Origin of the sequence: Nitrosomonas sp. (assembly GCF_019752095.1) — a bacterium.
GTDB lineage: Bacteria > Pseudomonadota > Gammaproteobacteria > Burkholderiales > Nitrosomonadaceae > Nitrosomonas.
On record NZ_JAIEMO010000044.1, the window covers coordinates 1 to 24,736 of the forward strand.

Annotated in this window: 19 protein-coding genes, 1 tRNA gene and 1 pseudogene; 8 read left to right on the top strand and 13 right to left on the bottom strand. The window is 42.7% G+C overall.

All coding sequences use genetic code 11. The features are described 5' to 3' along the window. Positions 1-438: pseudogene (locus K2Q13_RS12385) on the top strand (glycoside hydrolase); the annotation flags it as partial. Positions 439-1,266: 828 nt separating this feature from the next. Beyond that, entirely contained in the window at positions 1,267-2,430 is a 1,164-nt protein-coding gene (locus tag K2Q13_RS12390; protein ID WP_292921464.1) for a glycoside hydrolase, read from the top strand. Positions 2,431-2,616: 186 nt separating this feature from the next. Here the strand turns inward: K2Q13_RS12390 and K2Q13_RS12395 are convergent. The 8 genes from K2Q13_RS12395 to K2Q13_RS12430 all read right to left on the bottom strand — a co-directional run bounded on the left by K2Q13_RS12395 (position 2,617) and on the right by K2Q13_RS12430 (position 10,472). Continuing rightward, positions 2,617-2,692 (bottom strand) — tRNA-Thr (locus tag K2Q13_RS12395). Between the two features lie 32 nt (positions 2,693-2,724). Next, a complete protein-coding gene (locus tag K2Q13_RS12400) occupies positions 2,725-3,147 on the bottom strand; it encodes a ClpXP protease specificity-enhancing factor (RefSeq protein ID WP_292921465.1) in 423 nt (140 codons plus the stop codon). Next, positions 3,144-3,743 (bottom strand): glutathione S-transferase N-terminal domain-containing protein, encoded by a 600-nt coding sequence (locus K2Q13_RS12405; protein ID WP_292921466.1) that lies wholly within the window; start codon positions 3,741-3,743, stop codon positions 3,144-3,146. The genes K2Q13_RS12400 and K2Q13_RS12405 overlap by 4 nt, the downstream gene beginning before the upstream one ends. Before the next feature lie 49 nt (positions 3,744-3,792). Further along, positions 3,793-4,506, bottom strand: coding sequence for a cytochrome c1 (locus tag K2Q13_RS12410; RefSeq protein ID WP_292921467.1), 714 nt, complete (start codon positions 4,504-4,506; stop codon positions 3,793-3,795). Positions 4,507-4,510: 4 nt separating this feature from the next. Beyond that, entirely contained in the window at positions 4,511-5,758 is a 1,248-nt protein-coding gene (locus K2Q13_RS12415; protein WP_292921468.1) for a cytochrome bc complex cytochrome b subunit, read from the bottom strand. Then, entirely contained in the window at positions 5,759-6,370 is a 612-nt protein-coding gene (petA, locus tag K2Q13_RS12420; RefSeq protein WP_292921469.1) for a ubiquinol-cytochrome c reductase iron-sulfur subunit, read from the bottom strand. 217 nt (positions 6,371-6,587) lie between these two features. After that, complete coding sequence (gene secA / locus K2Q13_RS12425; protein ID WP_292921471.1) at positions 6,588-9,320, bottom strand: preprotein translocase subunit SecA; 2,733 nt, start codon at positions 9,318-9,320, stop codon at positions 6,588-6,590. Between the two features lie 228 nt (positions 9,321-9,548). Further along, positions 9,549-10,472 (bottom strand): M23 family metallopeptidase, encoded by a 924-nt coding sequence (locus K2Q13_RS12430; protein ID WP_292921472.1) that lies wholly within the window; start codon positions 10,470-10,472, stop codon positions 9,549-9,551. A gap of 33 nt (positions 10,473-10,505) precedes the next feature. Here K2Q13_RS12430 and K2Q13_RS12435 point away from each other — a divergent pair, with 33 nt between their 5' ends. The 5 genes from K2Q13_RS12435 to mgtE all read left to right on the top strand — a co-directional run bounded on the left by K2Q13_RS12435 (position 10,506) and on the right by mgtE (position 16,709). Beyond that, entirely contained in the window at positions 10,506-10,997 is a 492-nt protein-coding gene (locus tag K2Q13_RS12435; protein ID WP_292921473.1) for a DciA family protein, read from the top strand. A 300-nt stretch (positions 10,998-11,297) separates the two neighbouring features. Next, positions 11,298-13,154 carry an RNB domain-containing ribonuclease gene (locus tag K2Q13_RS12440; RefSeq protein ID WP_292921474.1) on the top strand — a complete coding sequence of 619 codons (1,857 nt, stop codon included), beginning with the start codon at positions 11,298-11,300 and terminating at the stop codon, positions 13,152-13,154. Positions 13,155-13,261: 107 nt separating this feature from the next. Beyond that, positions 13,262-14,185: a TonB family protein gene (locus K2Q13_RS12445; RefSeq protein ID WP_292921476.1), complete on the top strand. Its 924-nt coding sequence runs from the start codon at positions 13,262-13,264 to the stop codon at positions 14,183-14,185. 58 nt (positions 14,186-14,243) lie between these two features. Beyond that, on the top strand, positions 14,244-15,062 hold the full coding sequence (gene aroE / locus K2Q13_RS12450; protein WP_292921477.1) for a shikimate dehydrogenase: 819 nt from the start codon (positions 14,244-14,246) through the stop codon (positions 15,060-15,062). A 204-nt stretch (positions 15,063-15,266) separates the two neighbouring features. After that, entirely contained in the window at positions 15,267-16,709 is a 1,443-nt protein-coding gene (gene mgtE / locus K2Q13_RS12455) for a magnesium transporter (RefSeq protein ID WP_292921479.1), read from the top strand. Between the two features lie 11 nt (positions 16,710-16,720). Here mgtE and K2Q13_RS12460 read toward each other — a convergent pair whose 3' ends face one another. Genes K2Q13_RS12460 through K2Q13_RS12480 form a run of 5 tightly spaced genes read right to left on the bottom strand, consistent with a single transcriptional unit; the run spans position 16,721 to position 23,751 of the window. Further along, positions 16,721-17,977 carry a glycosyl transferase gene (locus K2Q13_RS12460; RefSeq protein WP_292921480.1) on the bottom strand — a complete coding sequence of 419 codons (1,257 nt, stop codon included), beginning with the start codon at positions 17,975-17,977 and terminating at the stop codon, positions 16,721-16,723. Between the two features lie 7 nt (positions 17,978-17,984). Then, positions 17,985-19,610: a glycosyltransferase gene (locus tag K2Q13_RS12465; protein WP_292921481.1), complete on the bottom strand. Its 1,626-nt coding sequence runs from the start codon at positions 19,608-19,610 to the stop codon at positions 17,985-17,987. Beyond that, positions 19,603-21,594, bottom strand: a complete 1,992-nt coding sequence (locus K2Q13_RS12470) for a class I SAM-dependent methyltransferase (RefSeq protein ID WP_292921483.1) — start codon at positions 21,592-21,594, stop codon at positions 19,603-19,605. Before K2Q13_RS12470 ends, K2Q13_RS12465 begins: the two co-directional genes overlap by 8 nt. Then, positions 21,591-22,934 carry an ABC transporter ATP-binding protein gene (locus K2Q13_RS12475; protein WP_292921484.1) on the bottom strand — a complete coding sequence of 448 codons (1,344 nt, stop codon included), beginning with the start codon at positions 22,932-22,934 and terminating at the stop codon, positions 21,591-21,593. The genes K2Q13_RS12470 and K2Q13_RS12475 overlap by 4 nt, the downstream gene beginning before the upstream one ends. Beyond that, entirely contained in the window at positions 22,924-23,751 is an 828-nt protein-coding gene (locus K2Q13_RS12480; protein ID WP_292921485.1) for an ABC transporter permease, read from the bottom strand. Before K2Q13_RS12480 ends, K2Q13_RS12475 begins: the two co-directional genes overlap by 11 nt. An 838-nt stretch (positions 23,752-24,589) precedes the next feature. Between K2Q13_RS12480 and K2Q13_RS12485 the strand changes: the two genes are divergently transcribed. After that, positions 24,590-24,730 carry a hypothetical protein gene (locus K2Q13_RS12485; RefSeq protein ID WP_292921486.1) on the top strand — a complete coding sequence of 47 codons (141 nt, stop codon included), beginning with the start codon at positions 24,590-24,592 and terminating at the stop codon, positions 24,728-24,730. Positions 24,731-24,736 lie beyond the last annotated feature (6 nt).

Below are 24,736 nucleotides of genomic sequence, written 5' to 3' on the forward strand. Positions count from 1 at the left end.
ACGATTCAAGAAATAAACTATCCACGCGAATATCTCAAGCAAATCACTTCAGCGATGGTGAAAATGGGAGGAGCACTCGGTTGCCCAGATGTTTATCCTGATGAACCAGGGTTGAATTTTCGTGGTAATCAGTATTCCCCCCCAGGGGCTTACAAATATTTCTCTCAGCTTTCAGGGATTGTACCTATCGCACCGACAGTTGAGAAAGTCAATTATTTAAATACGCGCGGCGATAAAAAAGGCCATGTGCCAACAGTTCAGGAGCTTCTAGTATTCGCACGCGATGATTTAAAATCCAATTACATATTTTGGCAACGCATCCCCAAATATGTCAATCAAGTTTTAGAGGTAATGCGCTGGAAAAGGCAAACTAGCACTCCGTCCGGTGGTTTAAGATCTGCCTGCCCAAAGGCATATCCTTCTTGTATATGGAATTAGTATTTTTCTGATATACAGTAATCACGATCTGATCTGACAATCACCCGATTTAACGTAGTGATTGTCAGATCAGATATACATCAAATACGAGAAATGTCGCGTAGCTCGGTTACCAGACACGGCAAACTAATCTAATCTTGTGTTTGATATATTAATCCGTTTAAAGCCACAAATAAAAATCAGCTGATTACATTTATCTGTTCTAGCTGATAAGAATTCGCCTCCCCTATCGAACCGTGATTACTAGCGATAAATGGTAGATCGACTCTATAAAATCACGCCAGAAAATCACCTTCCAGCCGCTTATCTAATTAAATCCCCAGACCTGCTGATATCCACTGGCATTGTGCAGATATTTCTGCCTTATATGGAGTGCAGTATTTCCCTACTGCTGTCAGCAACATAGTAGTTCTTGTACAAACCTATCCATAAACGTTTTATACGCCTAATTTTCGGCAATAATTGCCGATATTCCAGACAATTATTGCCAAGCTTATGATAAGCAAAACAATTATATTGCCATTTAAAAGAACCAACATTCTGTATTTATTCCAGAATTCGAAAATTTTCCTCTGCAGTATAGTGATCATTATCTTTTTTAATAATGTTTTTTCCTGAAAGGAGATCACAAATTTCTCCTATCACAAACTAAATAGTATTCAAAAAAGAGATTGCACCAGGAAAAACTCAATGGGGATATTAAACACTCAAAATGTTGATGTTTTTTATTTACTGGCCCCATTAGGTTCATCAGATAATCTATTGAAGTAATTCTTCAAATTTTTCGCGGCACCAGTAACCTCTTCAAGTCCATCACAGGAGTCTTACATGACTAGAGATAATTTTATGAGTTCAATCATTATTTTACCGATCGTATTCAGGAAAATAAACACTATATCCATTGCAGCATTATTCACCATATCGATGATTTTTTCTTCTTTGGCATCAGTACATGCAGCCCCAATACCTCCTGGGACCACTGGAGTAAAATGGCATCCAGGTCATTACTACACCATTCAAAATTGGGCTAACGATGACCCGATCTACATGGCACAAGTTTACAAAGAACTCGAGGCCACATCTGCCCTGCGTGGAATGCAACTGCGTTATTTATGGGGTTGGTTGGAAAAATCACCGGGCGTATATGATTTCTCTTCCATCGACAAACATCTTGCCAAACTGACTGCCATGAACAAGCGACTGGTTATTCAGGTGCAAACAAAATCATTCGAAGCAAACTGGAAGCTCATACCGGATTATCTAAAAACAGCTGAATATGAAGGTGGCGCATTTGCATTTAGAGACTGGGGATCTTCAACTATAGACGGTTATAATATTAAATTATGGAACACGAATGTACGTAACCGATTGACTGCATTACTAAAGGCAATGGGAGAACGCTACAACTCACACCCGAATTTTGAAGGTATCGGTATGATAGAAACGGCCATGGGGCAAGCGGTAACCCCACTGACAAAAGTACAAACAGATGGATGGTTTAATAACTTAATCGTTGTACAGCAAAATATGCGCACATTCTTTCCCAACACTATGACGATTCAAGAAATAAACTATCCACGCGAATATCTCAAGCAAATCACTTCAGCCATGGTAAAAATGGGAGGGGCTCTCGGCTGCCCGGATATTTATCCAGATGAACCAGGTTTAAATTTTGTTGGAAACGCATATTCTCCTCAAGGTGCTTACCCTTATTTCGCTCAACTTTCAGGGATTGTACCTATTGCTCCTACAGTTGAGAAGGTCAATTACTTAAATACGCGTGGCGACAAACAGGGCCATGTACCAACCGTTCAAGAAATTCTTATATTTGCACGTAACGAATTAAAACCCAATTACATATTCTGGCAGCGTCTCCCCGAATATGTCGATCAAGTTTTAGCGGTGATGAGCTGGAAAAGGCAGACAAGCACACCATCAGGTGGATTGATTTCGACCTGCCCGAGTGCCTACTCTTCCTGTATTACTGACTAATAATTCCAACTGTAATTATCACTTCGACCAAAAATAAGCATCAGTTTTGACATTTTTGGTCGAAGTTATCAGCAAAAAAGTTCTAATTCTCACCTTCATTACTAGCGTGTTTCTCAGAGGTGACTACATTACACTTAAGTGAATAAGAACTACTTTTCAAATGACACGCGACTTATTGATTTTTAATGGTGCCGACACCAAGAATCGAACTCGGGACCTTCTGATTACAAATCAGCTGCTCTACCATCTGAGCTATGCCGGCGGTTGGGTAAGAATAATTTCAAATGAAAAAATTTATTTGATTATCCTAAGCTTTGGCTTACGTATTTTTTCATCCAGACTTATCTTAGATCTTTGATCTAAGCTACTTTTCTTGATAGCACTCATAGTATCCTGATTACCTTCTTTTTCATCAGAAAAAGTGATACCTTGATTCACTTCCTTGGCAAAGATATTATTTATAGCATTGATTGGTATCTCCAGCTTTCTTGCCACGCCGTTAAATCTTGCGGTAAAACTCACAATATCATTATTAATAATGAGTTCTTGCACGGCATTTACGCTTATATTAAATACGATTTCGTTGTTTTTAATATATTCCTTTGGAACAAACAATTCCGGAAACGCTTGCACGGAAATATGAGGCGTAAAACCACTGTCTAAGCACCAATCATAAATTGCACGAACTAAATAAGGCTTAGTTGAGTTAATCGTCATTTTCGCATTACTTTTTCTGAGGCTGACAATGCATCAATGAATAGTGGTCGACTAAACAATCTTTCAGAATATTTTAATAATGGTGCTGCTTGTTTGGGAAGGCGAATTCCAAAATGTTCTAAGCGCCAAAGCAACGGAGCTATCGCAACATCAAGCATAGAAAATTCATCACCCAGCATGAATCTTTGCTTCTCAAAAATTGGTGAGATGATCGTTAAATTATCAGAAATAACGGTTCGTGCCTTGTCTATTATTTTCTGATCGATGCCTTCAAAAGCATCAATGTGACAAAATAATTCTTCCTCAAAACGATACAGCAGCAGTCGTGCACGAGCACGCATAACCGGATCAGCTGGCATTAATTGTGGATGTGGAAAACGATCATCAATGTATTCATTAATAATGTTTGATTCATACAATACCAAATCACGTTCCACCAGCACCGGTGCCTTCCCGTATGGACTCATTACCGCCAAGTCTTCTGATTTATTATTAGGGTCGACATCAATCACTTGGAAGTCCATATCTTTCTCGTGCAATACAATTCTGCAACGATGACTATATGGGCAAGTAATTGTTGAATATAACGTCATCATAACTATTATTCTCTGACTCTAGGCTATTTTATATATGTGGCAAATGACGTCAGTGAATATCCCGCCAATATTCTTTCTTCAAGAAGTAAGACAATACCAACATACCCAGCAGGAAAAGCATCACTTTCATGCCTAATTCTTTTCGTGCATTGGCATGTGGTTCACCCAAGTAGACTAGATAATTTACTAAATCACCTACAAATTTATCAAATTCTGCTCCAGTCATTTGACCTGGCTTATCCAGCAACAAGCTCTTCTGATCGCCATTCACTTCTAGTTTTTGCTCACCTTGCAATTGATAAAGCACGTGAGGCATCGCGGCGCGATCAAATACCAAATTATTCCATCCATTTCCGGTCGTATCATCACGATAAAAAGCTTTTAAATAGGTATACAACCAATCAGCTCCTCTTGATCGCGCAATGACCGACAAGTCAGGCGGAACTACACCAAACCATTCCTCGGCTTCTTTAGGGCGCATAGCAGACAACATCAAATCGCCAACTTTCTGCCCTGTATGGACCATTTTTTCAAGTATTTCTTCATTGGTATAGTCAATATCACGATGACGGTTATAACGCATATAACTCGCACCGTGGCATGTCAAACAAAAATTAACAAAGCTTTCTGCACCGCGCTGCAAAGAAGCATTGTCAGTTATATCTACTGGAGCCCGCTCTAATGGCATGCCAGATTCAGCAGCATACACAATAAATGGAGCTATGCATAAGATTAATATAGCAACAATGGTTATTTTCTTCATTTTTTTACTCTTGTAGTCTTTTTGGCTCAGGTTTGGTTTTATCAATCTTGCTATACCATGGCATCAAAATAAAGAATGCAAAATATATCACGGTAAAGATTTGCGCTAGTAGTGTATACAATGGGGTTGGTGATTTCGTTCCCAACCAGCCCAATACGAAAAAGCTGATAACAAACAATGTCAGAGCGATTTTAAAGTAAGGACCCTTATAGCGCACTGATTTAACCGGACTCCTATCCAACCACGGTAATAAACAGAAAATCATTACGGATCCCGCCATCAATATTACACCCCATAATTTTGCTTCTATGCCCAGAAAGTTGACAGTGACAGCACGCAGCATTGAATAATACGGCGTGAAATACCAGACGGGCGCAATGTGATCAGGTGTTTGTAACGTATTGGCAGGTATGAAATTGTTATATTCTAAAAAGTATCCGCCCATTTCAGGCGCGAAGAAAATAATCCCGCAAAATACAAACAGGAACACCACGACGCCTACAATATCCTTAACCGTGTAATAAGGATGAAAGGGTATGCCATCAACAGGGATTCCCGTTGATGAATTTTTATTTTCCTTTATTTCAATCCCATCTGGATTATTTGATCCGGTTTCATGTAAAGCAAGAATATGCACAAATACTAAGACCAACAAAACCAATGGCAACGTTACGACGTGATAAGCAAAAAAACGATTAAGCGCCGCATCTGAAAGGGTAAAATCACCCAAAAGCCATTGTTGAAGGGTATCTCCAATGACTGGGATTGCTCCAAACATACTGACAATTACTTGCGCACCCCAGTAAGACATTTGCCCCCATGGCAAGATATATCCGGTGAAGGCTAAGGCCATCAGCACAAAGAATATACACATGCCGACCAACCACAAGAGCTCCCGCGGTTTACGATATGAACCATACAACATTCCACGGAACATATGAAGATAGACCACGACAAAGAACATCGATGCGCCGGTAGAATGCATGTACCGGATTAACCAACCGTAATCCACATCACGCATGATATATTCAACCGACGCAAAAGCCTGACTAGCATCCGGCTTATAATTCATGGTTAGAAAAATACCGGTAATTAACTGATTAACTAATACCAGCAAAGCCAATGAACCAAAGAAATACCAAAAATTAAAATTCTTTGGTGCATAGTATTCGGAAAGATGAGCTTTCCAGTTAGATGTCAATGGAAAACGCTTATCAATCCACTCAATCATGGAATTAAATAAATTACTCATTTACGCAGATCCCTCGCTTTCAGATCCAATTAAAAGACGACTATCACTCAAATAAACATGAGGAGGCACAACCATATTTGTTGGTGCCGGCACATGCTTATAAACACGACCCGCCAAATCAAATTTTGAACCGTGACACGGACAGAAAAAACCACCCAACCAATCAGGCCCCAGATCTGCGGGCGCAATATCCTTTCTAAATACGGGAGAGCAGCCTAAATGAGTGCAGATACCTTCGGTAACTAGTATTTCGGGCTTAATTGATCGCGTGCGATTTTTCGCATATTCGGGTTGCTGATTTTTATCCGAATTCGGATCAGCCAATTCATCTTCTAATTTTCCCAGAGTTTCCAACATTTCTGGTGTACGACTCAAAATCCACACCACCCTACCTCGCCACTCGACCATCAGCAGCATGCCAGGCTCAAGTTTTGATATATCTACCTCTACCGGAGCTCCTGCTGCTTTAGCGCGTTCACTCGGCATCATACTTAACAAAAAAGGCGTTGCTATCGCAGCGCCCGCAACACCACCAGCTACAGAAGTTGCCGCGACTAAAAACTTTCTTCTGCCGCTCATCTTCTCACTTATGCTGAAACTATCTGCCATCATATTCAATCATTCCATCAGTAATTTTTTTCACGTAACCCTATCAATAAAAGGAGATTCTTACTAGACCCCCATCGCTTCTGCTAATTTATTCGCCAATGCATGCTACAAAAGCGCGCAGTATACCACAATCATTTTAAGGATTATAGAAAACTCGATGCAGATTGTACTGGCTGAGAGTCAAGTAAACAAAGCGGTGTATGTATTATTTACAAGCGCATTACTTAACCTTTCCGTGACATTGTTTATACTTTTTACCAGAGCCACAAGGGCATGGTTGATTACGCCCTATTTTCTCGTCATTACGCACGAATGGCTGATTTTTTTCGGCCTCAACATTGCTTCGGCTCGATTCTTCACCTGACATTTCGTCATAATTATCATGATGATACTGAACATTCTCTGGCGATCGCAGTGTCTCTGTCACCGCTTCCACTTGTTGTTCACTTTTTATTTGAACTGTCAGCAGGATCTTTGTTACTACGGTCTTGACTTCTTCAAGCATATTAGTGAAGAGTCCAAAAGCTTCCCGCTTATATTCTTGTTTTGGGTTCTTTTGCGCATAACCACGTAGATGTATACCTTGACGCAATTGATCCAATGCTGCTAAATGCTCACGCCAGTGAGAATCAAGAATTTGCAACATTACAACACGTTCATAGTGATGAATTATTTCTGCACCAACCGCATCAACTTTTTCCTGATATTTTTTATTGGCCAGATCAATGATTCGCTGATTCAAACTTTCTTCATGCAAATCAGGTTGCTGCTCAAGCCATTCTCTCACTGGAAAGTATAACTGAAAATCTGTCACAAGCGCTTTCTCAAGTCCGGCCACATCCCATTGCTCTTCAACGCTCTGCGGTGGTATATACACATTGAATAAATCACTCAATACGCTTTCACGAACCGCTGTGATGGTTTCCGAAATATTCTGCTCCGCTTCTAATAATTCATTGCGCTGCTGATAAATCACTTGCCGCTGATCATTGGCGACATCATCGTATTCCAACAATTGCTTACGCATATCAAAATTTCTTGCTTCGACTTTGCGCTGTGCATTTTCAATAGCTTTTGTAACCCAAGGATGCTCAATCGCCTCCCCTTCGGGCATATTTAAACGCGTCATAATATTTGCAACACGATCAGATGCGAATATTCGAAGCAGTGGATCCTCCAACGAAAGAAAAAAACGACTGGAACCGGGATCACCTTGCCTGCCCGATCGACCTCGCAATTGATTATCTACCCGACGTGATTCATGTCGCTCGGTACCGATAATATGCAACCCTCCGTTTTTCAAAACTTCTTCGTGAATTTCTTTCCATTTTTCCGAAACTTCACTAATTTGTTTTAGTTTATCTTCCTCGCTTATTTTTTCATCATGTCGTATACGTTCAATTTCTGGTTCTGGATTCCCTCCCAGCACGATATCAGTTCCACGACCTGCCATATTGGTAGCAATTGTAACCATTTTAGGGCGCCCGGCTTGCGCAACGATATTCGCTTCACTCGCATGTTGTTTGGCATTCAAAACTTGATGCGGCAACTTTTCTCGTTCCAGTAGCTTAGATAGTAATTCATTGCTTTCAATGGATGTTGTACCTACCAACACCGGCTGCCCATGCTCATAGCATTCTTTGATTTCTAGAATAATGGCTTCATTCTTCTCTTTCGTGGTACGAAATACCAAATCCATCCGATCATCACGAATCATTGCCTTGTGCGTCGGAATAATAACGGTCTCCAATCCATAGATTTGCTGAAACTCGGCTGCTTCCGTGTCCGCTGTTCCTGTCATACCAGATAGTTTCTGGTACATACGAAAATAATTTTGAAAAGTGATGGAAGCAAGCGTCTGATTCTCTTTTTGAATAACCACTCCCTCTTTCGCTTCTACAGCTTGATGCAATCCATCGGACCAACGGCGACCAGCCATCAAACGTCCGGTAAACTCATCGACAATCACCACCTCATCATTCTGCACAACATAATGTTGATCCAGAAAATATAAACCATGTGCACGCAAACCTGCGTTTACATGATGGATCAAATTAATATTGGCTGGATCATAAAGACTAGTTCCTTGTTTCAATAATCCAGCAGATGCTAATAATTTTTCAGCGTGCTCAAAACCAGATTCGCTTAATGTAACCTGATGAGATTTCTCATCGACACTATAATCACCTGGACTGTCTTCCGTTTCTTGACGTATGAGTTTAGGAATCAGTGCATTGATACGTATGTAGATTTCTGTATCACCTTCCGCCTGCCCTGAAATGATTAAAGGCGTGCGTGCCTCGTCAATCAGGATTGAATCCACCTCATCCACAATCGCAAAATTAAGTGCACGTTGCACTCGTTCATTTGTGTGCGTCACCATATTGTCACGCAAATAATCAAACCCATATTCATTATTCGTACCATAGGTGATATCTGCGGCATAAGCAGCCTGTTTATCAGCATAAGACATCTGCCCATAAATAACGCCGACACTCAATCCAAGGAACTGATAAATTTTACCCATCCAATCGGCATCACGTTTTGCCAGATAATCATTCACGGTAACAACGTGTACACCATTACCTGACAGCGCATTTAAGTAAGCCGGTAAAGTGGCCATAAGCGTTTTACCCTCACCTGTGCGCATCTCTGCAATATTACCTTCGTTTAATACCATACCGCCGATAAGCTGTACGTCAAAATGACGCATTTGCAACACTCGTTTGCCAGCTTCCCGTACCACAGCAAATGCTTCCGGTAGTAAATCACTTAATACCCCACCATCTTGGATACGCTGCTTAAACTCATCCGTCTTGGCACGCAAATCTGCATCCGATAAATCCGAAATAACCGGTTCCATTTCATTAATAGCGCGCACGACCTGAGAATATTGTTTAATCATCCGGTCGTTACGACTACCGAAAACTTTCTTTAGTAGATTACCTAACATAAATAAATCTCTTATAATTCCGTATTTGAACAATCAGTTAAGAAACGAAGAATGAGCTTCTCTCTCGCCCTGCAATATCCCTGAAGAATATAACAGGCCGTTGAATAACTATCTGGGCTGGCGTTAAAAACGGGCTCAGAATGCTTTACTAGGTTATTAAGCACTCCTTCACCCGTTATTACCTTCCATTCACTTCCTAGAAAGCTTTCTTTAACGATCTATTAAGGCTCAACTCGGCTTTCTCAGAAATTTGGCTGGATTTTGCGGTTTATCCTTGTGACGAATCTCAAAATGCAAATGTGGTCCGGTAGAACGTCCTGTACTGCCAACTTCAGCTATTTTTTGGCCCTGCAATACAACTTCCCCAAGCTTTACTATTCGCTTTGATGCGTGTGCATATCGACTCACCAAATCATCGCCATGATCAATCTCAACCATATTACCATACTCAGGATGACGATCCGAATAGATCACTACTCCACTCGCAGAAGCCTTTATCGGCGTACCTGTTTTTGCCGCAAAATCTACACCTTCATGAAATGCTCTCTTCCCGGTAAAAGGATCAATCCGATAACCAAAACCAGAAGAATGCCAACTTGTTTCAACCGGCATCTCAGAAGGTAAAACAAATTTAGTTATCCTGCCATAACGCAATAATGAATCGAGAGCCCCGAGCTTATCGGCTCTTTCGTCAAGCATACTGGACAATTCCTGAAGCATGTCGTCAAACTCCCCAACCGTTAACTGGTCCGCTGAAAGATCGAGACTACTCCTTGGTCCGCCTTGCCCCGGTGCCTCTTTAAACAAAAAGTCACGTGATTTGATTCCTGAAGATTCCGCTAAACGTTCACCCAAGGCATCTAGGCGAATTAATTGTGCTTGCATATGTCCAACTTTACTGGCCATAATATTGAGATTATCTTGCAGATGGGCTTGAATTTTCTGATGTTTTTCTTCTTGCGGATTAACCAAAACTGCTCTTAATAATGGAGCATCAATTTTGTCAGCGTAACGCAGCGAAACAAAATTCAGACCCAGAGCCACTATCACAACTATGATAGAAAAAATACCTAACAATAATATAATAAGTGGTCGGGTGAGTGTCAGCTTGCGCGCACGCTCGGTATTACTAGAAATAAAAATAATATTCATGCTTTATTCTCACAGGGTATTTCTTAAATAACCATGTTCCCTCTTAAAGTCGATTCATATCTTGATCTTCTGAGCAAAACACCCGAATACGCGAGTTTGCTTTCATCGGCACGTCAATTGCATGAAGCTCAATCAACATTCTTTAAATTCATCCCAGTGCAGCTAAGACAGTATTGTCGTATGGGTCGAATTTTGAACGGCAAGTTGACCATCCTGGTGGAAAATGGCGCAATTGCTTCAAAGATCAAGCAAATTTCGCCATCGTTACTAGTTGAACTGCAACAGCGTGGTTGGGAAGTTACTGCATTTCAAATATTGGTGCAAGCACATAACTCAACCGGAAACTCAAGACCATTTAAAAAGCAAGGACATAGTAAAAGAAAATTGAAATTAAGTCAGACTGGCAAAGAATGTTTAAGTCAGCTTGCTGCTACAATGCCGGATTCTGAACTCAGAAACACCATAGAACTTTTCGTAGAAAAACACCAGAACGATCCAATTGATCACAATGCTCCAGAAACGTGACACGAACAATGAGTCTCGCTCCAAAAAGCGAAGTTCTTATTTTTGATATCGATCAGTTTATCAATTACCTAATTCCATCAGCATTCAAGATAAATTGGCACCATTCTTATCCATGATTGTCTACTTCATTTTTATTTTCTGTAACTGTCTCGTATATAATGCAGAAATACTAAACAGGTTTATGCATGACAAAACAATTTGTTCTCAATTGTCTGTTAAAGCCTTTATTTTTTCCGATGATGATTCAATCTCAATGCGTCAACTTAGTTCTAATTGTCCAGCTGACCGTATAAAAACCCTATGAATGTTTTTTATGAAGAAGCCGGAACCTTCAAGATAGGAACCATACTGGCTGACAATAATACCTCGTTACAAATCGAGGCTATCCATGGCAAGCGTTCAAAGATTAAAGCCGCATCCGTATTATTCAAATTCGATACGCCACCGTTATCCGAATTCATGAATCATGTGCAGAAAATCATTGAAGAACTGGATCCAAATTTTCTTTGGGAATGCTGCGCACAGGAAGTTGAATTTGCCAGCGATACACTGGCTACTGATTACTTTGGACACTCACCCAATTCGATTGAGGCCGCCGCTACACTGTTGCTACTTCAAAATGCTCCGATGTATTTTTACAAAAAGGGACAAGGACGCTACAAAGCAGCACCGCCCAGTGCACTCAAAGCAGCCCTCGCAAGCCTGGAGAAAAAACGACTGCAAGCGGAACAACAAGCGCTTTATGTTGAGCGACTTAAACAATTCATCCTACCCGAGGAATTTAAACCATATCTTCCACAATTACTCTACAAACCAGAAAAAAACTCCATTGAGTGGAAGGCGCTAGAAGCAGTTTGCACCGAAACTAAGCTCACTCCTGTAAAGCTAATGGAAAAATGCGGTGCCATTCCGTGTTCACACGACTATCATTTCAATCAATTTATCTGGGAACATTTTCCTTCTGGGATCGGTTTTAGTGAATTAGATTCGCGGCTAACAGCCAGCAAAGTGTTCGACTTACCCTATACAGATGTGGCGGCATTCAGCATAGACGATGCTTCAACGACTGAAATTGATGATGCATTCTCTGTTACATCCTTGCCATTGGGAAGTTTCCGCATTGGCATTCATATTGCCGCACCTGCCCTGGGAATTGATCCTGATTCCTCGCTTGATAAAACCGCTGCAACACGATTATCGACGGTATATTTGCCCGGAAACAAAATCACTATGTTACCGGAAGCAATAATCAATCATTTCACACTCGCGGAAAACACGGTATGCCCGGCACTTTCTTTATATTTAGACGTTTCTGATGATTTTACCGTCATCAAGACCGAAAGCCGAATTGAGAAAATAAAAATCAGCGCAAATTTGCGTCACCACGAATTGGAACAACACTTCAATGAAACTTCATTAAATAGAGACGATTTTCAACATACCTTTAGCCAGGAATTAGGTCTGCTATGGAAATTTGCCTGCAAAATGGAAAATCAGCGTGGTAAAGCCAACGATATTAATAACGATAAAATTGACTACAACTTTGAAATCAAAAACAATCGTGTCACAATCAACGAACGTAGGCGTGGATCTCCGATTGATAAAGTAGTGTCCGAGTTGATGATTTATGTCAATATGGAATGGGGTAAACAGCTGGCTGATGCAGGTATTACCGGCATTTTTCGCAGCCAAGCTAATGGAAAAGTCAGAATGAGCACCTCTCCCGCTCCACATCAAGGACTCGGGGTATCTCAATATGCCTGGAGCAGCTCTCCTATGAGGCGCTATGTGGATTTGATTAACCAACGGCAAATTATTGCGCTGTTACGTAATGAAACTCCTTTTTACACCAAAGATAGCGACAAGCTTTTAATTGCGATGCGCGATTTTGAAATGATTTATGGCATTTATGGAGAATTTCAACGAGCCATGGAACGTTACTGGTGCATGCGCTGGCTGCTACAAGAAAAAATTCAAACCATCAATGCACAGGTTATTAAAGAAAACTTAGTGAAATTTGATCATATTCCTTTCGTCACACGGGTTCCTTCGCTACCGGAGATGGCACCAAACACTTACGTTAAACTTAAACTATCTGAAATAGATTTACTAGAACGAACTTTGCATGCAGAATTCATGCAAAAACAGGACGCATGAGATTCACTGATACGGGAATAAAATGAACCCTGTGATAAGCAAAAGATTGTTGCCTAAAATACCGCAATCCCTAGAGATATTAGATTTAACTTTCAAGGTTTGACCCTTTGGCTGTGACCTTTCAAACACACGGAATCTCATCCATAGTAACGGGTGGCTATCAATTCTTGCAGACCAATCGCCTTTTTGCTGCGATGGTAGCTTCGCTACTGTTACACGTCATTATATTATTTGGAGTGACTTTTCAATTTCCGCCACCCCCAATAGACAAAATTGCATCCTCTCTTGAAGTTGTTTTAGTTAACAATAAAACTTTAAGCCAACCTAAAGAAAGTAAATTACTTGCGCAAGATAATCTGGATGGCGGTGGTAATACAGAAGATGATCGCAAAGCGAAAACACCCTTCCCGGTTCTACCGAAAAATAAGCCTATCCTGAATGAAAAAATTGCGCAACAAAAGGTAAAACAACTGGAACAGGAAGCTAAGAAATTAATGGCCGCTGTCAGTGATATACCGCAAATCCAGGAACCTAGCACAGACGATAATGAAAATGAGGACGAAAGCAAACCTGTCACCGCTGATGCTACTGAATTATTGCTGCGCAGCCTTGACATCGCTCGGCTCCGAGCACAAGTGGATGAAGATCACGATAGCTATCAGAAACGCCCAAAGCGAAAATTTGTTGGTGCGCGCACTAGAGAATACCGCTTTGCGCGCTATGTTGAGGATTGGCGTTTGAAAGTCGAGCGTATCGGTAATTTGAATTACCCGGAAGCCGCCAGAAAAGAAAAGCTATATGGCAACTTACAACTCACGGTTGGAATCCGTGCAGACGGTAGTCTGGAATCAATTGAAGTTAACCGCTCTTCCGGAAAAAAAGTTCTCGATGAAGCCGCGATCAATATCGTAAGATTAGCTGGACAGAATGGATTCGCACCTTTTCCGCCCGATATTAGTCAAGATACGGACATTTTACATATTACCCGGACGTGGGTATTTGCATCCTCAGACACACTGCTGAGTCAATAATTTTTATTGAAACGGGAATTGATCTTTTTCTTCAAATTTAATTAAAGAGTTTTTACCTATGCTCGATTTGTATGCTGTGATTGGCAATCCCGTCTCACATAGTAAATCACCACTGATCCACACTGCTTTCGCACAACAAACCAATCAATCCATGCAATACGATGCACGTTTGGCTCCGCTCGATGGTTTCATGCTTGCTATAGAAAACTTCCGGCAACAAGACGGCAAAGGATTGAACGTCACCGTACCCTTCAAACTGGAAGCGCATCACCTATCCACCCACCTGACGGAGCGGGCAAAAATCGCGCAGGCAGTTAACACTCTTAAATTTGAAAATGACGAAATATTAGGTGATAACACGGATGGCGCCGGACTCATACGCGACATTGGATCGAATCTGGGCCTCTCTATTACAGCAAAACGCATACTGCTACTCGGTGCCGGGGGCGCTTCAAGAGGCGTTATTCTTCCATTGCTGCAGCAAAATCCCGCTTTACTGGCCATAGCTAACCGCACACCGCACAAAGCTGAAGCATTACAACAACAGTTTATTTCGCATGGCCATATCGTGGCGGGTGATTTTATGGCTTTTTCAGATAAAAAATTCGACATCATTATCAATGCCACTTCCGCCAGCCTGCACGATGCATTGCCGCAAATATCCGCGAGTGTTTTCTCGCATGCCGAGCTTGTCTACGATATGATGTACAGCCGTGAACTCACACGCTTCCTTAAATTTGCTCAACAAAACGGCGCGCAACAATTGGCCGACGGTATCGGTATGCTAGTCGAGCAAGCCGCTGAATCTTTCTTTATCTGGCGCGGCATTAAACCTCAGACAAAACCAGTCATTACGATGCTGAAATCGCGTATGTAAAATCAATCCTAGCTGTTTCTTATAGTTATCAGTTGTAATTTTATCAAACCGATTTAATTAACCGCAACGCCGATCAACAATTTTATGGTGCTGAGGTCGCAACGCGGTTTATACTCACCGGTCATCAAATTGCAAACTGTCCGGCGTATAAACAGTCTGAAATTATTTTCAATGAAAAGATTATCTTGCTAGCAAAAATCCGTTATGACTGAAACGAACAATAACAACGATCAGGAAAGCCCCCCGACTCCGCTGCAACAAGCCTATTTTCTGTTACGTAAATACAAATTAGTCGAAGGCTTGGTTAATTTGCAAGATAGCTCAGATCAGTCGTTCAACGAATCAGCAGTCCAAAAACAAAACCTAACCGAACTCCAGGACTTCCTGGATCAGCTCCATCCCGCTGATATCGCTAATGTTTTGGAAGCGCTACCGCTGGAAGATCGTCTGTTGATCTGGGGTATGATCAAAACTGATCGAGACGGCGAGGTATTACTGGAAACCTCCGATGCCGTTCGCGCCTCGTTGATCACTGATATGGGCACTCAGGAATTAGTCGCTGCTACGGAATATCTGGATGCCGACGAGATTGCCGATCTTGCGCCTGACTTACCACAGGAAGTGATGGATGATGTTTTTCGTTCATTACCCATGGAAGAACGCGAGCAACTGCGTGCAGCCATGTCGTATCCGGAAGATTCCGTAGGCGCACTGATGGATTTTGATGTCATCACAATTCGGGAAGATGTGCGACTGGAAGTTGTTCTGCGCTATTTACGCCGGCTGGATGAAATGCCGGATCATACCGATCAACTATTCGTCGTAGACAGGAATGAACAATTGAAAGGGGTATTGCTGATCAACCGACTAATCGTTAGTGACCCTGACATCCTGGTTGCCGAAGTGATGACCAATGAAATGATTAAACTGCGGCCAAACGATATCGCGCAACAGGCTGCTAACGCGTTTGAACGCTATGATTTGGTTTCAGCCTCGGTGGTTGATGAAAACAACAAATTACTCGGCCGTGTCACTGTTAACGTAGTCATCGACTTCATTCGTGAAACAGCAGAAAACGAAGCGCTGAACTTAGCCGGCTTGAATGAAGAGGAAGACCTTTTTGCGCCGATTCTGAAAAGTGTCAAGAACCGTTGGGGCTGGTTGGCGATCAACCTGGTCACCGCTTTTATCGCATCACGGGTCATCGGTTTATTTGAAGACTCGATCGAAAAGTTAGTCGCCCTCGCCGCACTCATGCCGATCATCGCGGGCATTGGCGGTAACTCGGGCAACCAAACCATCACCATGATCGTACGCGCATTGGCACTGGACCAGATCAACACCAGTAGCGCCTGGAAATTAATCACCAAGGAAGTCGGTGTCAGCATCGTCAATGGCCTGCTATGGGGAACCGTTGTCGGCTTATTCACCTTTGCCATTTACCAAAATGCCGAACTGGGTTTAGTGATGACGCTGGCCATGACACTCAACTTGCTGCTAGCCGCTTTATTAGGCGTAATAATACCATTGACCTTGCGCAAACTAGGCCGCGACCCAGCTTTAGGCTCCAGTGTGATGATCACTGCGGTGACAGACAGCGGCGGGTTTTTTATTTTTTTAGGTTTGGCAACCTTTTTCTTGCTATAAGTAAAACTAACTTATCCAAGCAGCCGGCGTTTTAGACCGGCAATCCCCTCACTCTTAAGAACTTCCCAACTGCGCTTTCCTATCACCAAACCCGTCTTAGGCTGGGATAGCGATTGACGGAGGATTCCGCCTAATTTTCCCCAATCGATATTGCTTGTGTTTCCACGAAACCCCGGAGTCAGTAACGATGAGAATTCTTTCATTGCCGCTTCACACTTCTTTTGATCGAAGAAATCTGGAAATTCCATTTTGCCTTGGGTATTCCACCAAGCCAAATAAGTAGTCGCATCGAAAGGGTTTGGAAATGCGCCTTGAAGATCAATTCTTTCGCGATAAACAAGACGCTGCGGCTTAGTGATCGGCGTTCCGTCCGTGTAGGAACCATAAGCCCAAGGCTCTTTTGCCAGCGGCTCATCAACCAGTCCTAAAATCTGCTTTGCATACCAATTAACAAGCTGATGTACAACCTGATTATTTCCGGCATTTTTGGCAGCCATAATCCGATGGGCACCACTGTCAAAACCGGTAAAATGATAGAATCCCAATGGCTCACCGTCAACAGTATAGCTGCCCGATGCAGACAAACCAAGCTTGCGAGTGGTCAGATTCCAAGTCGCAACGTTGTGACGACTAGATTTCATGATTGCAACACCATCAAAGAATGCAGGTACAAGATCGATCCATCGCTGATCTGTAAAAAGCCCATTTGGAATATCAGCACGACAAAAATGATAAATACGCTGACTCCACCATTCTGCAAATTCGTGACCGACATCAGAAGCAGTAACAGCGATAAATCCAAGATTATAGATACCGTGCTTCAAACTACAGATTTCATTATCCATCACCGCGGAGAGCGTTTGCTCCGGTCGAGTCTGATGCGGCGTCAAAACAATATTCGCAGTGTCTAATGCTGCGGTAATGTCATCAAGACGAGAAAATGCAACAGTATCCGGATCAAGGTAAATAACCTTTTGGCAGCCAGGCAGCTTAAGCAACCGTGCCAGCATAAATGGCTTGATAGCGGTTGCCAATTCTACGATCGTATGGCAAAACGCCCATCCGCGCCAATCAGGAATATCCAGTTCACTTGCAGGCCAAATCTCATCGAAAGGCTCTCGGCTGAGATCGATATCTGGCCTCGGTTCATCGGCAAGCGCCAAATGAAGCCGCCACTCCGGATGATGCTGCCGCAAGGATTGAAATAGCATGCGTACTTTTGGAATATAATTAAAAGCCGCGCTGGTGAATACGTGAACATTGGACATGTGAACCTCAGTGTGCAAGATAAATCCTGCTGTGAAACAAAATCAATTCATCAAGAACGCTTGCAGCATCCATAGAAGCAAGGACGAGCCCCTTAGAATAGGTAGCGATACGTTCAGCTGGGGCGCCAACGTTAAATGATGCAACGGGTAGATCCATGCACATCAATTCCTGCTCAACATAGGAAAACGTCTCAGGCCAGATTGAAGGAAACAACATAACATTCGCACCTGAGGCATCAATGAGACTAGCTAACTGATCGTATCGGTACGCCCCGGTCTGACTGACAATAGAAGGCTCACAATTTACCTCAATGGAACCAATGACAACAATATTGACATTGATCTCACGCCGTTTAATCTCATGAGATAGCTGCTGAATAAATACCGCGCCTTTGTGGAACCCGATCTGTCCGACAACACCGATGCGTAGTGACGCAGTCTGCTTGACCCGAGTAATCTTGTCCGCCAGATACGCAACCTGATGTGGCCTGATGGAAATCTGTGAGCTTTCAATTTGCGGATAAGCTTTCATTAAGAGCTGTGCCGTGCTGTTGGAAAAAGTAACGATTTCATCGGCAACGGCCAGGAGCGACCCCCATATTGCTCGCCACTTAGAAATATCACGTTCGGTAAAAAGCGTAGCGAATCCATAGCGATTCTTAGGCAAACAATTATTACACACGCTTATCTCTGGAATCTGGCAATACTTCCCCTCATGATCAAGGAGAAAATGAGAAGGGCAAACCAGATAAAAATCATGTGCAAGCACTATAAGTCGAGCGGAAGTCAGCGTTTTCAATTGTATTAAGAATTGCGGAATCTCATCTGGCTTAACAAAAGACACTGCGGTATTGTATATAATATCGCTGACTGAAAGCTGTTGGAGCGCTCTCCACAAGAATGTGATATTGGGTATTGAATATCGAACATTCAACCGTTTGTTCCGCACGATCACCATGTGCGATAAGGTTGTCACATGATAAGTCAAGATAATTGCGCTTCGTCCCTCACGAATGATGGCTTCAACCAGACGATCCCGGTACTGATTTGCACCTCCACCCAGATTGTGATCTAAAATCACACTCAGGTTCTCGCCTTCCAGTGGCTCAAACAAAGAGGCAAGCTCTTCAGGTTTTTGCAACGCGGTTTGCGGTCTTCCATTAAGGTATCGTTTTACTTTATCAAAGAAAGAAGAAATTTTTCCTGATCGGATAAGATACAGCCCTCGCTTAAATAGAGTACCTGCTTGTCTTAGTACAATACGATTTTTAACCTTTGTATAATCATCAGAAAAGCGGATGATTTTCGAAGGCGGAACTGATAGGTCGATTACAGAGCCATCCGCCAAGGCGCATTCCAATACAATGGCATCCGGATACTTTTCATCAGAAAGCGCTCCGAACACCACATAGCCAGAATTCAGTGCTCTGATATGGTTCAGATGAGTACGCCCAACATCTTCCCGAGGTTTTCCAAAGTCGGCGTAAATATATTCTGGCGCATCTTTTTCCGCTGACGTCACCCGGAAACGAAGCGAAGCAATTTCGTGTCGAGCATGAAAAATCCAGCCAAAGCCAAACAACACATTATCCTTGACCACCAAGGAATCAATTGTCCAATATAAATCAGACATCCGGTCTCCTGCGGTTTGGGTCGAGCCTTATTATTTTTAGTAGCTTGTAGCCTCGAGAAGATTGAATAGATTCAAGTTGAGCGCGTGTTTGTGTCAATTGGCTCTGTAATTGCTGTAACTCTTGCAACCGATCAATAGCAAGCGATTCTGCGTAATCTTTGGCTTCTTCGGTTGCAACAAGTTGAGTTTGCAAACGCTGAATTTCGGCCAGACGTTCATAAGCAAATTTTTCGGCCACAGACTTTGCCAACTCTGTGCGCTTAAGTCGCGACTCCAGAACTTCTCCTGGAAAAAAGCCGGAACAACCTGGCAAGCTTGCAGCGGGAGACCAGGTTGTAAATACTCTACTCTCAACACCGGATGCAAAAATACCTAACTCGGATTCCATCCACAAAAATCTGGAAAAATCTTCGTCGGTAGGTGAAAAACCGAGGCTATTCATAACAGCCAGAAGAAACCCTCCTCTCGTTGCCAATGCAGGATCTTGCGGCTGGGAGAATGTGGAAATGCCTTTCATCAACGATGTGATTGCACGAAAAAGCAAGTAATCGAGCGAAATCCCCTGCAACGCGCACCATTCACGATCAATGTAGACTGCTTTTCCGCCATCTGTGATAACAATATTCGACGGGATGGCGTCAAGATAATCTCCGGGAAGTAATATATCCTGCAACTCTGAGCTACACAAATGGCCTTCCGAACGGACAATTTCCAGAATAATTTCCAGATACTTGGAAAAATAATGCTGAATTTCCTTAATAGCCCAGTCTGGTCTGGTCACGATCTCAACAAATTTCCGGTAAAGTGTTTTTCCTTGGAAATAAGCCAAGTCACACGGAGGTTGAAAAAATAGATGGGAATTCTCTACCGGTTCAGGAAAACTATTGGTTGGAAGAGCACGACGTTTTACCAGAATAGATTCATCGGATCGGACAAAAGTAGTCTCCTTACAAAAACCAGATCTCCGGTCTGTACTAAAATAATAGGCAAGTGGGCCTGATCTCAAATCATCTTCAGAGCTATTGGCCGCAACGATCAAAAATGAATTTGCCAAATCGACAGCCAAGCCGTTGAGAAAAACAACCGGTAGAGACCGCTCCAACGAAAACAATGTCCTCTCGGGCAATTGCGCATCTTTCGTGATAGATTGACATGCAAGTTCAGTCGCATCGAAATCAGGCGCATTTAAGCCTTCGGCAGTAAGGATACAGACCGGAAGTTTATAATCAGGAAACGGAATCAGGAATTCTGACTTTGCAAAACCTGCCTGATGGATCAATTCAGAAAGGAACCTACACCCAAACGTCTGCGGCTCATCAATTTGATAACGCCCTTCTATTCCGTACATTGCTTGCCCAAGATGATCTTCAGGCGCGCCTGCGAAATACTTAAGCCCAAGTTGATTTTCAATTGCTATAATCAGCTTGCCATTTGGCTTCAACAATGACCGTGCATGCTCAAGCATCGCTAATGCAGGATGTTCAGCTATAGCAAAAAGATTGGCATACTCCAACACTCCAATCAGCGTGATTACGTCAAATTTCTGGTCAATCAGGAACTGATCAAATTGCTCTGCAACCACCATGACATTCGGCTGATCACGCGTTCTCAATCTAGCAATAGCAGCGCGCCGGAGACTACCTTCAAGCGCTAAAACAGTTGCACCGCATTCTCCTAAATAACGTGAAATCGCACCGCAACCGGCGCCGACTTCAAGAATATGCCCGTTAAGATCGGATTCAAACGGGCGCAAAATATTGGCACGGACACCTGACAAATGATACAACGAAGGCCAATCTGTGCAATGGCTGCGCAACTCACTTGACAATACGCTAAGATCCTTTGTCGACCTAACAATTTGCTCAATACGTTGCTCAACTTCGTCCCCATCGCTGTAGGTGATACTGCAATATTCAGGTCGCGACCAAATGTCGGCTTCGGCATTCGAAATATAGCCCGCTTGCAACAGAAATGATTGCATCATATTATTTCCTGTACTGTCAGTTCCAGCTCTAGATCACACAAACCAAAAAATGCAGTAACTGGGCTCACCTGCAGATGAATGGCATCATACCGTCTATCATGCGGAATCACTTCCCCATTCTGTTGGGTTGCAACTCCTAGAGAAATAAAATAATCTCCCGGTGCAAGTCGGCAATTAAAAACAGCATCGGCAACTATCACCGTATCTTTTTTACCCAATGACTCAAAGGCTGCCACTTGCAGCGTTGTAGAATTAGCACCGTAAACTGTAACACCTGCCTTAGTTTTGATAGTGATACCCAGAATCGGATATATCAGGTCGGCGTGGAACCTTATCACAACACCCAGCGTAATGGACTGCCCTGTCGTAACCACTGATGGATAAAGCTCATTCCCAGCTGACAAATAGAAATCAAGAATTGTTGCCGACCCATCTCCCCAACGATACTCATGCGGGTTATATCCAGCACGCGTAGCAAATACATCGTCGATGTAATTCAGCATGAGCGGATCACTTTCTATATCCGTGGAAAAGCTGGGAATAGTGGAAGAAGGTAGCAGACTAGATTCTTTACGCGCCTTACCAAATAACAAATCCATATAGCGATTAGTGACATGTCGTGGCTCGCCGGTCACCACGACGGAACCTTCATTGAGTAGCATCGCGCGGGAGCAATGCGTCACAATCTGCTCACTGGAATGTGTCACTAATAAGATGCATGCCCCCTTGTCTTTGAGTCGTTTTAAACACTCAAAGCACTTAGCTTGAAACTTTGCATCGCCTACTGCCAAGGCCTCGTCAACAATCAATATATCCGGAGAAATCTGGGCTTGAACAGCAAAAGCAAGGCGCACCATCATCCCACTAGAATATGTCTTGACCGGCTGTTCAATAAATTCACCGATGTCGGCAAAGGCCGCAATATCATCAAAACGCGCATCTATCTCTTCCTGGCTCAAACCCAGCACGGTAGCATTCATGTAAACATTTTCCCGCCCAGTGAACTCTGGATTGAAGCCTGACCCCAATTCCAGCAACGCGGCAATACGTCCGTAGGTCTGGACATTACCACTGGTCGGATTCAACGTACCGCAAATCATTTGTAGCAAAGTAGACTTGCCGCAACCATTGCGGCCAATAATGCCGACCGTCTCACCCTTCTTGATCTCGAATGAAATATCCTTCAACACCCAAAATTCACGAAAATATTGCTTAGACTTTCGCCCAGCCAGGCGTTGCAAACGGGGAAGAATGATTTGCTTGAGGAAATCGCGCGGATGATCGTAAATCTGATAACACTTGCTCAGGTCTTCGACCTTAACGGCAATGTCAGAGGACATTAGCAAATCCCTTGCGTGTCTTCTGAAACCAAGCAAAACCCAGCCACGCCGTTATCGCGGAAAGTATCAAGTAGATAATCCATCCCTGCCAGCTTATTCCATATCCCCAAATCATCACGCCACGAGCTTGTTCGATGACAAATGTCAGTGGATTAATTTGCAGAAATCGATGATATTCCGTAGGCAAGGCAGTGATCGGATAAAAGATCGGTGACAAAAACAACAGCGCCGTCGTCATCACGCCAACAATTTGACTGACATCGCGTAAAAATACGCCCAATGCTGCCAGAAACCAACTAAGCCCTAAAGTCAGCAATAAAAATGGAAACAGCAGCAAAGGAAACAATAAAAGCGTTGCTTGCGGTACGCCAAAAAAAAACAAGTAAAAAATCAGCCAAACCAGAAAACTGATCAAAAAGTGAAAAACTGCAGAACCAATGGTAACAATGGGTAGTATTTCCAAGGGAAACACCACTTTCTTAACGTAGTTCACATTTCCCAATATCAAACCCGGAGATCTATTGATGCACTCTGCAAACAAGTTATAGATCATCAGGCCAGCAAACAACACCAAGGCAAATTCGGTTCTGGAATCGGTCCCGCCTGCCCAGCGCGCCTTGAATACCACGCTAAAAACAAATGTATAAATAATCAGCATCAAGACTGGATTAAAGAACGACCATAATATTCCCATAATCGAACCGCGATAGCGGCCAATAACTTCCCGTTTGATCAGGGAATAGATCAGACTTCGATGGGTCTTAAGTGTGTTGACTAAGGTAAATGGAGAGATCGATCGAGCAGCGTGCGGATTCAATTTTAATATTCCAAGCTTACAAACAAACTTTCTAATCTTTCAAAATACGTAAACCCTTCCCGAAAGCACTTCTGCAGAAAATGGAAGAAAATTCCTACCCACTCATATTGCTTAATTACAGAATTATGACAACGATAACAGGTGTCGTATTATCTACAAAAACGTGAATGAGCGCGAGTTATTTATCAGACAAGCTATTGAAAAACATAATTGAGACAATCATTGCAAGAAAAACAAATAAGCAAGCTCAATATATGCTTGATCAAATCTACGACTATGCATTACATCCCAGCAGCACTACCTCTGTCACACGTATGAAGCTGTTCAGTGCGCTATTCTAGTGAAATTTTCTAGCAATCGATGTGACTAATGTCACACGACATGCTTTTTATCTTTTTAAGTCACACCCCTCATTCCGAACGTAGAGAAAAATCTTCCAGAATATATTTTTACCACAAGCATCATGCTACGCCGCGTATTCTTAAAACCATCCTTGACGCTGCTTGGGGCAGATTTGCTCTAGCCGCAATGACGCAGCCAAAGTCAACTGGAAAACGATACAAATCCCCCTTGGTGGAGAAATTTCAGTATTACTAGGATGAAACGTTTTGGCCGCAACTGAAAACCGGCCAGTTTGTCACCCCCGTGCGGAAATTTAACAATCCTGCGATGAGTAAGCAGCCCGCATCGATCGGCAAGAACATAAACTCAGTTTCCTGCTCCGAAAAAACAACACCACCGTCTAGCAACTGATTGATCGCGGAGAAAAAATGCCAGCTTTGATTGTAGGGTTGAAAAAAAGTAATAATTCGTGGGATCAGGTCATGGTGGAAGTGAGATGGCTTACATAGCACATAAAAATCATACGCTAGAGCAACATTTAATGAGCGTGGCTGAAAAAGCCAGAGGATTTGCCGCCAAGATAAACTTGGATGAGCAGGGTGAATTGATTGGGTGGGTTATTAAACGATTTAGGTAAATACAG

Excerpts from the sequence above, each read along its gene's own strand:
- K2Q13_RS12430 (WP_292921472.1), bottom strand. The coding sequence starts at position 10,472 with ATGAATATTATTTTTATTTCTAGTAATACCGAGCGTGCGCGCAAGCTG.
- secA (WP_292921471.1), bottom strand. The coding sequence starts at position 9,320 with ATGTTAGGTAATCTACTAAAGAAAGTTTTCGGTAGTCGTAACGACCGG.
- petA (WP_292921469.1), bottom strand. The coding sequence starts at position 6,370 with ATGATGGCAGATAGTTTCAGCATAAGTGAGAAGATGAGCGGCAGAAGA.
- K2Q13_RS12390 (WP_292921464.1), top strand. The coding sequence starts at position 1,267 with ATGACTAGAGATAATTTTATGAGTTCAATCATTATTTTACCGATCGTA.
- K2Q13_RS12440 (WP_292921474.1), top strand. The coding sequence starts at position 11,298 with ATGAATGTTTTTTATGAAGAAGCCGGAACCTTCAAGATAGGAACCATA.
- K2Q13_RS12470 (WP_292921483.1), bottom strand. The coding sequence starts at position 21,594 with ATGATGCAATCATTTCTGTTGCAAGCGGGCTATATTTCGAATGCCGAA.
- aroE (WP_292921477.1), top strand. The coding sequence starts at position 14,244 with ATGCTCGATTTGTATGCTGTGATTGGCAATCCCGTCTCACATAGTAAA.
- K2Q13_RS12410 (WP_292921467.1), bottom strand. The coding sequence starts at position 4,506 with ATGAAGAAAATAACCATTGTTGCTATATTAATCTTATGCATAGCTCCA.
- K2Q13_RS12465 (WP_292921481.1), bottom strand. The coding sequence starts at position 19,610 with ATGTCTGATTTATATTGGACAATTGATTCCTTGGTGGTCAAGGATAAT.
- K2Q13_RS12400 (WP_292921465.1), bottom strand. The coding sequence starts at position 3,147 with ATGACGATTAACTCAACTAAGCCTTATTTAGTTCGTGCAATTTATGAT.
- K2Q13_RS12405 (WP_292921466.1), bottom strand. The coding sequence starts at position 3,743 with ATGATGACGTTATATTCAACAATTACTTGCCCATATAGTCATCGTTGC.
- K2Q13_RS12460 (WP_292921480.1), bottom strand. The coding sequence starts at position 17,977 with ATGTCCAATGTTCACGTATTCACCAGCGCGGCTTTTAATTATATTCCA.
- K2Q13_RS12485 (WP_292921486.1), top strand. The coding sequence starts at position 24,590 with ATGGCTTACATAGCACATAAAAATCATACGCTAGAGCAACATTTAATG.
- K2Q13_RS12415 (WP_292921468.1), bottom strand. The coding sequence starts at position 5,758 with ATGAGTAATTTATTTAATTCCATGATTGAGTGGATTGATAAGCGTTTT.
- mgtE (WP_292921479.1), top strand. The coding sequence starts at position 15,267 with ATGACTGAAACGAACAATAACAACGATCAGGAAAGCCCCCCGACTCCG.
- K2Q13_RS12475 (WP_292921484.1), bottom strand. The coding sequence starts at position 22,934 with ATGTCCTCTGACATTGCCGTTAAGGTCGAAGACCTGAGCAAGTGTTAT.
- K2Q13_RS12435 (WP_292921473.1), top strand. The coding sequence starts at position 10,506 with ATGTTCCCTCTTAAAGTCGATTCATATCTTGATCTTCTGAGCAAAACA.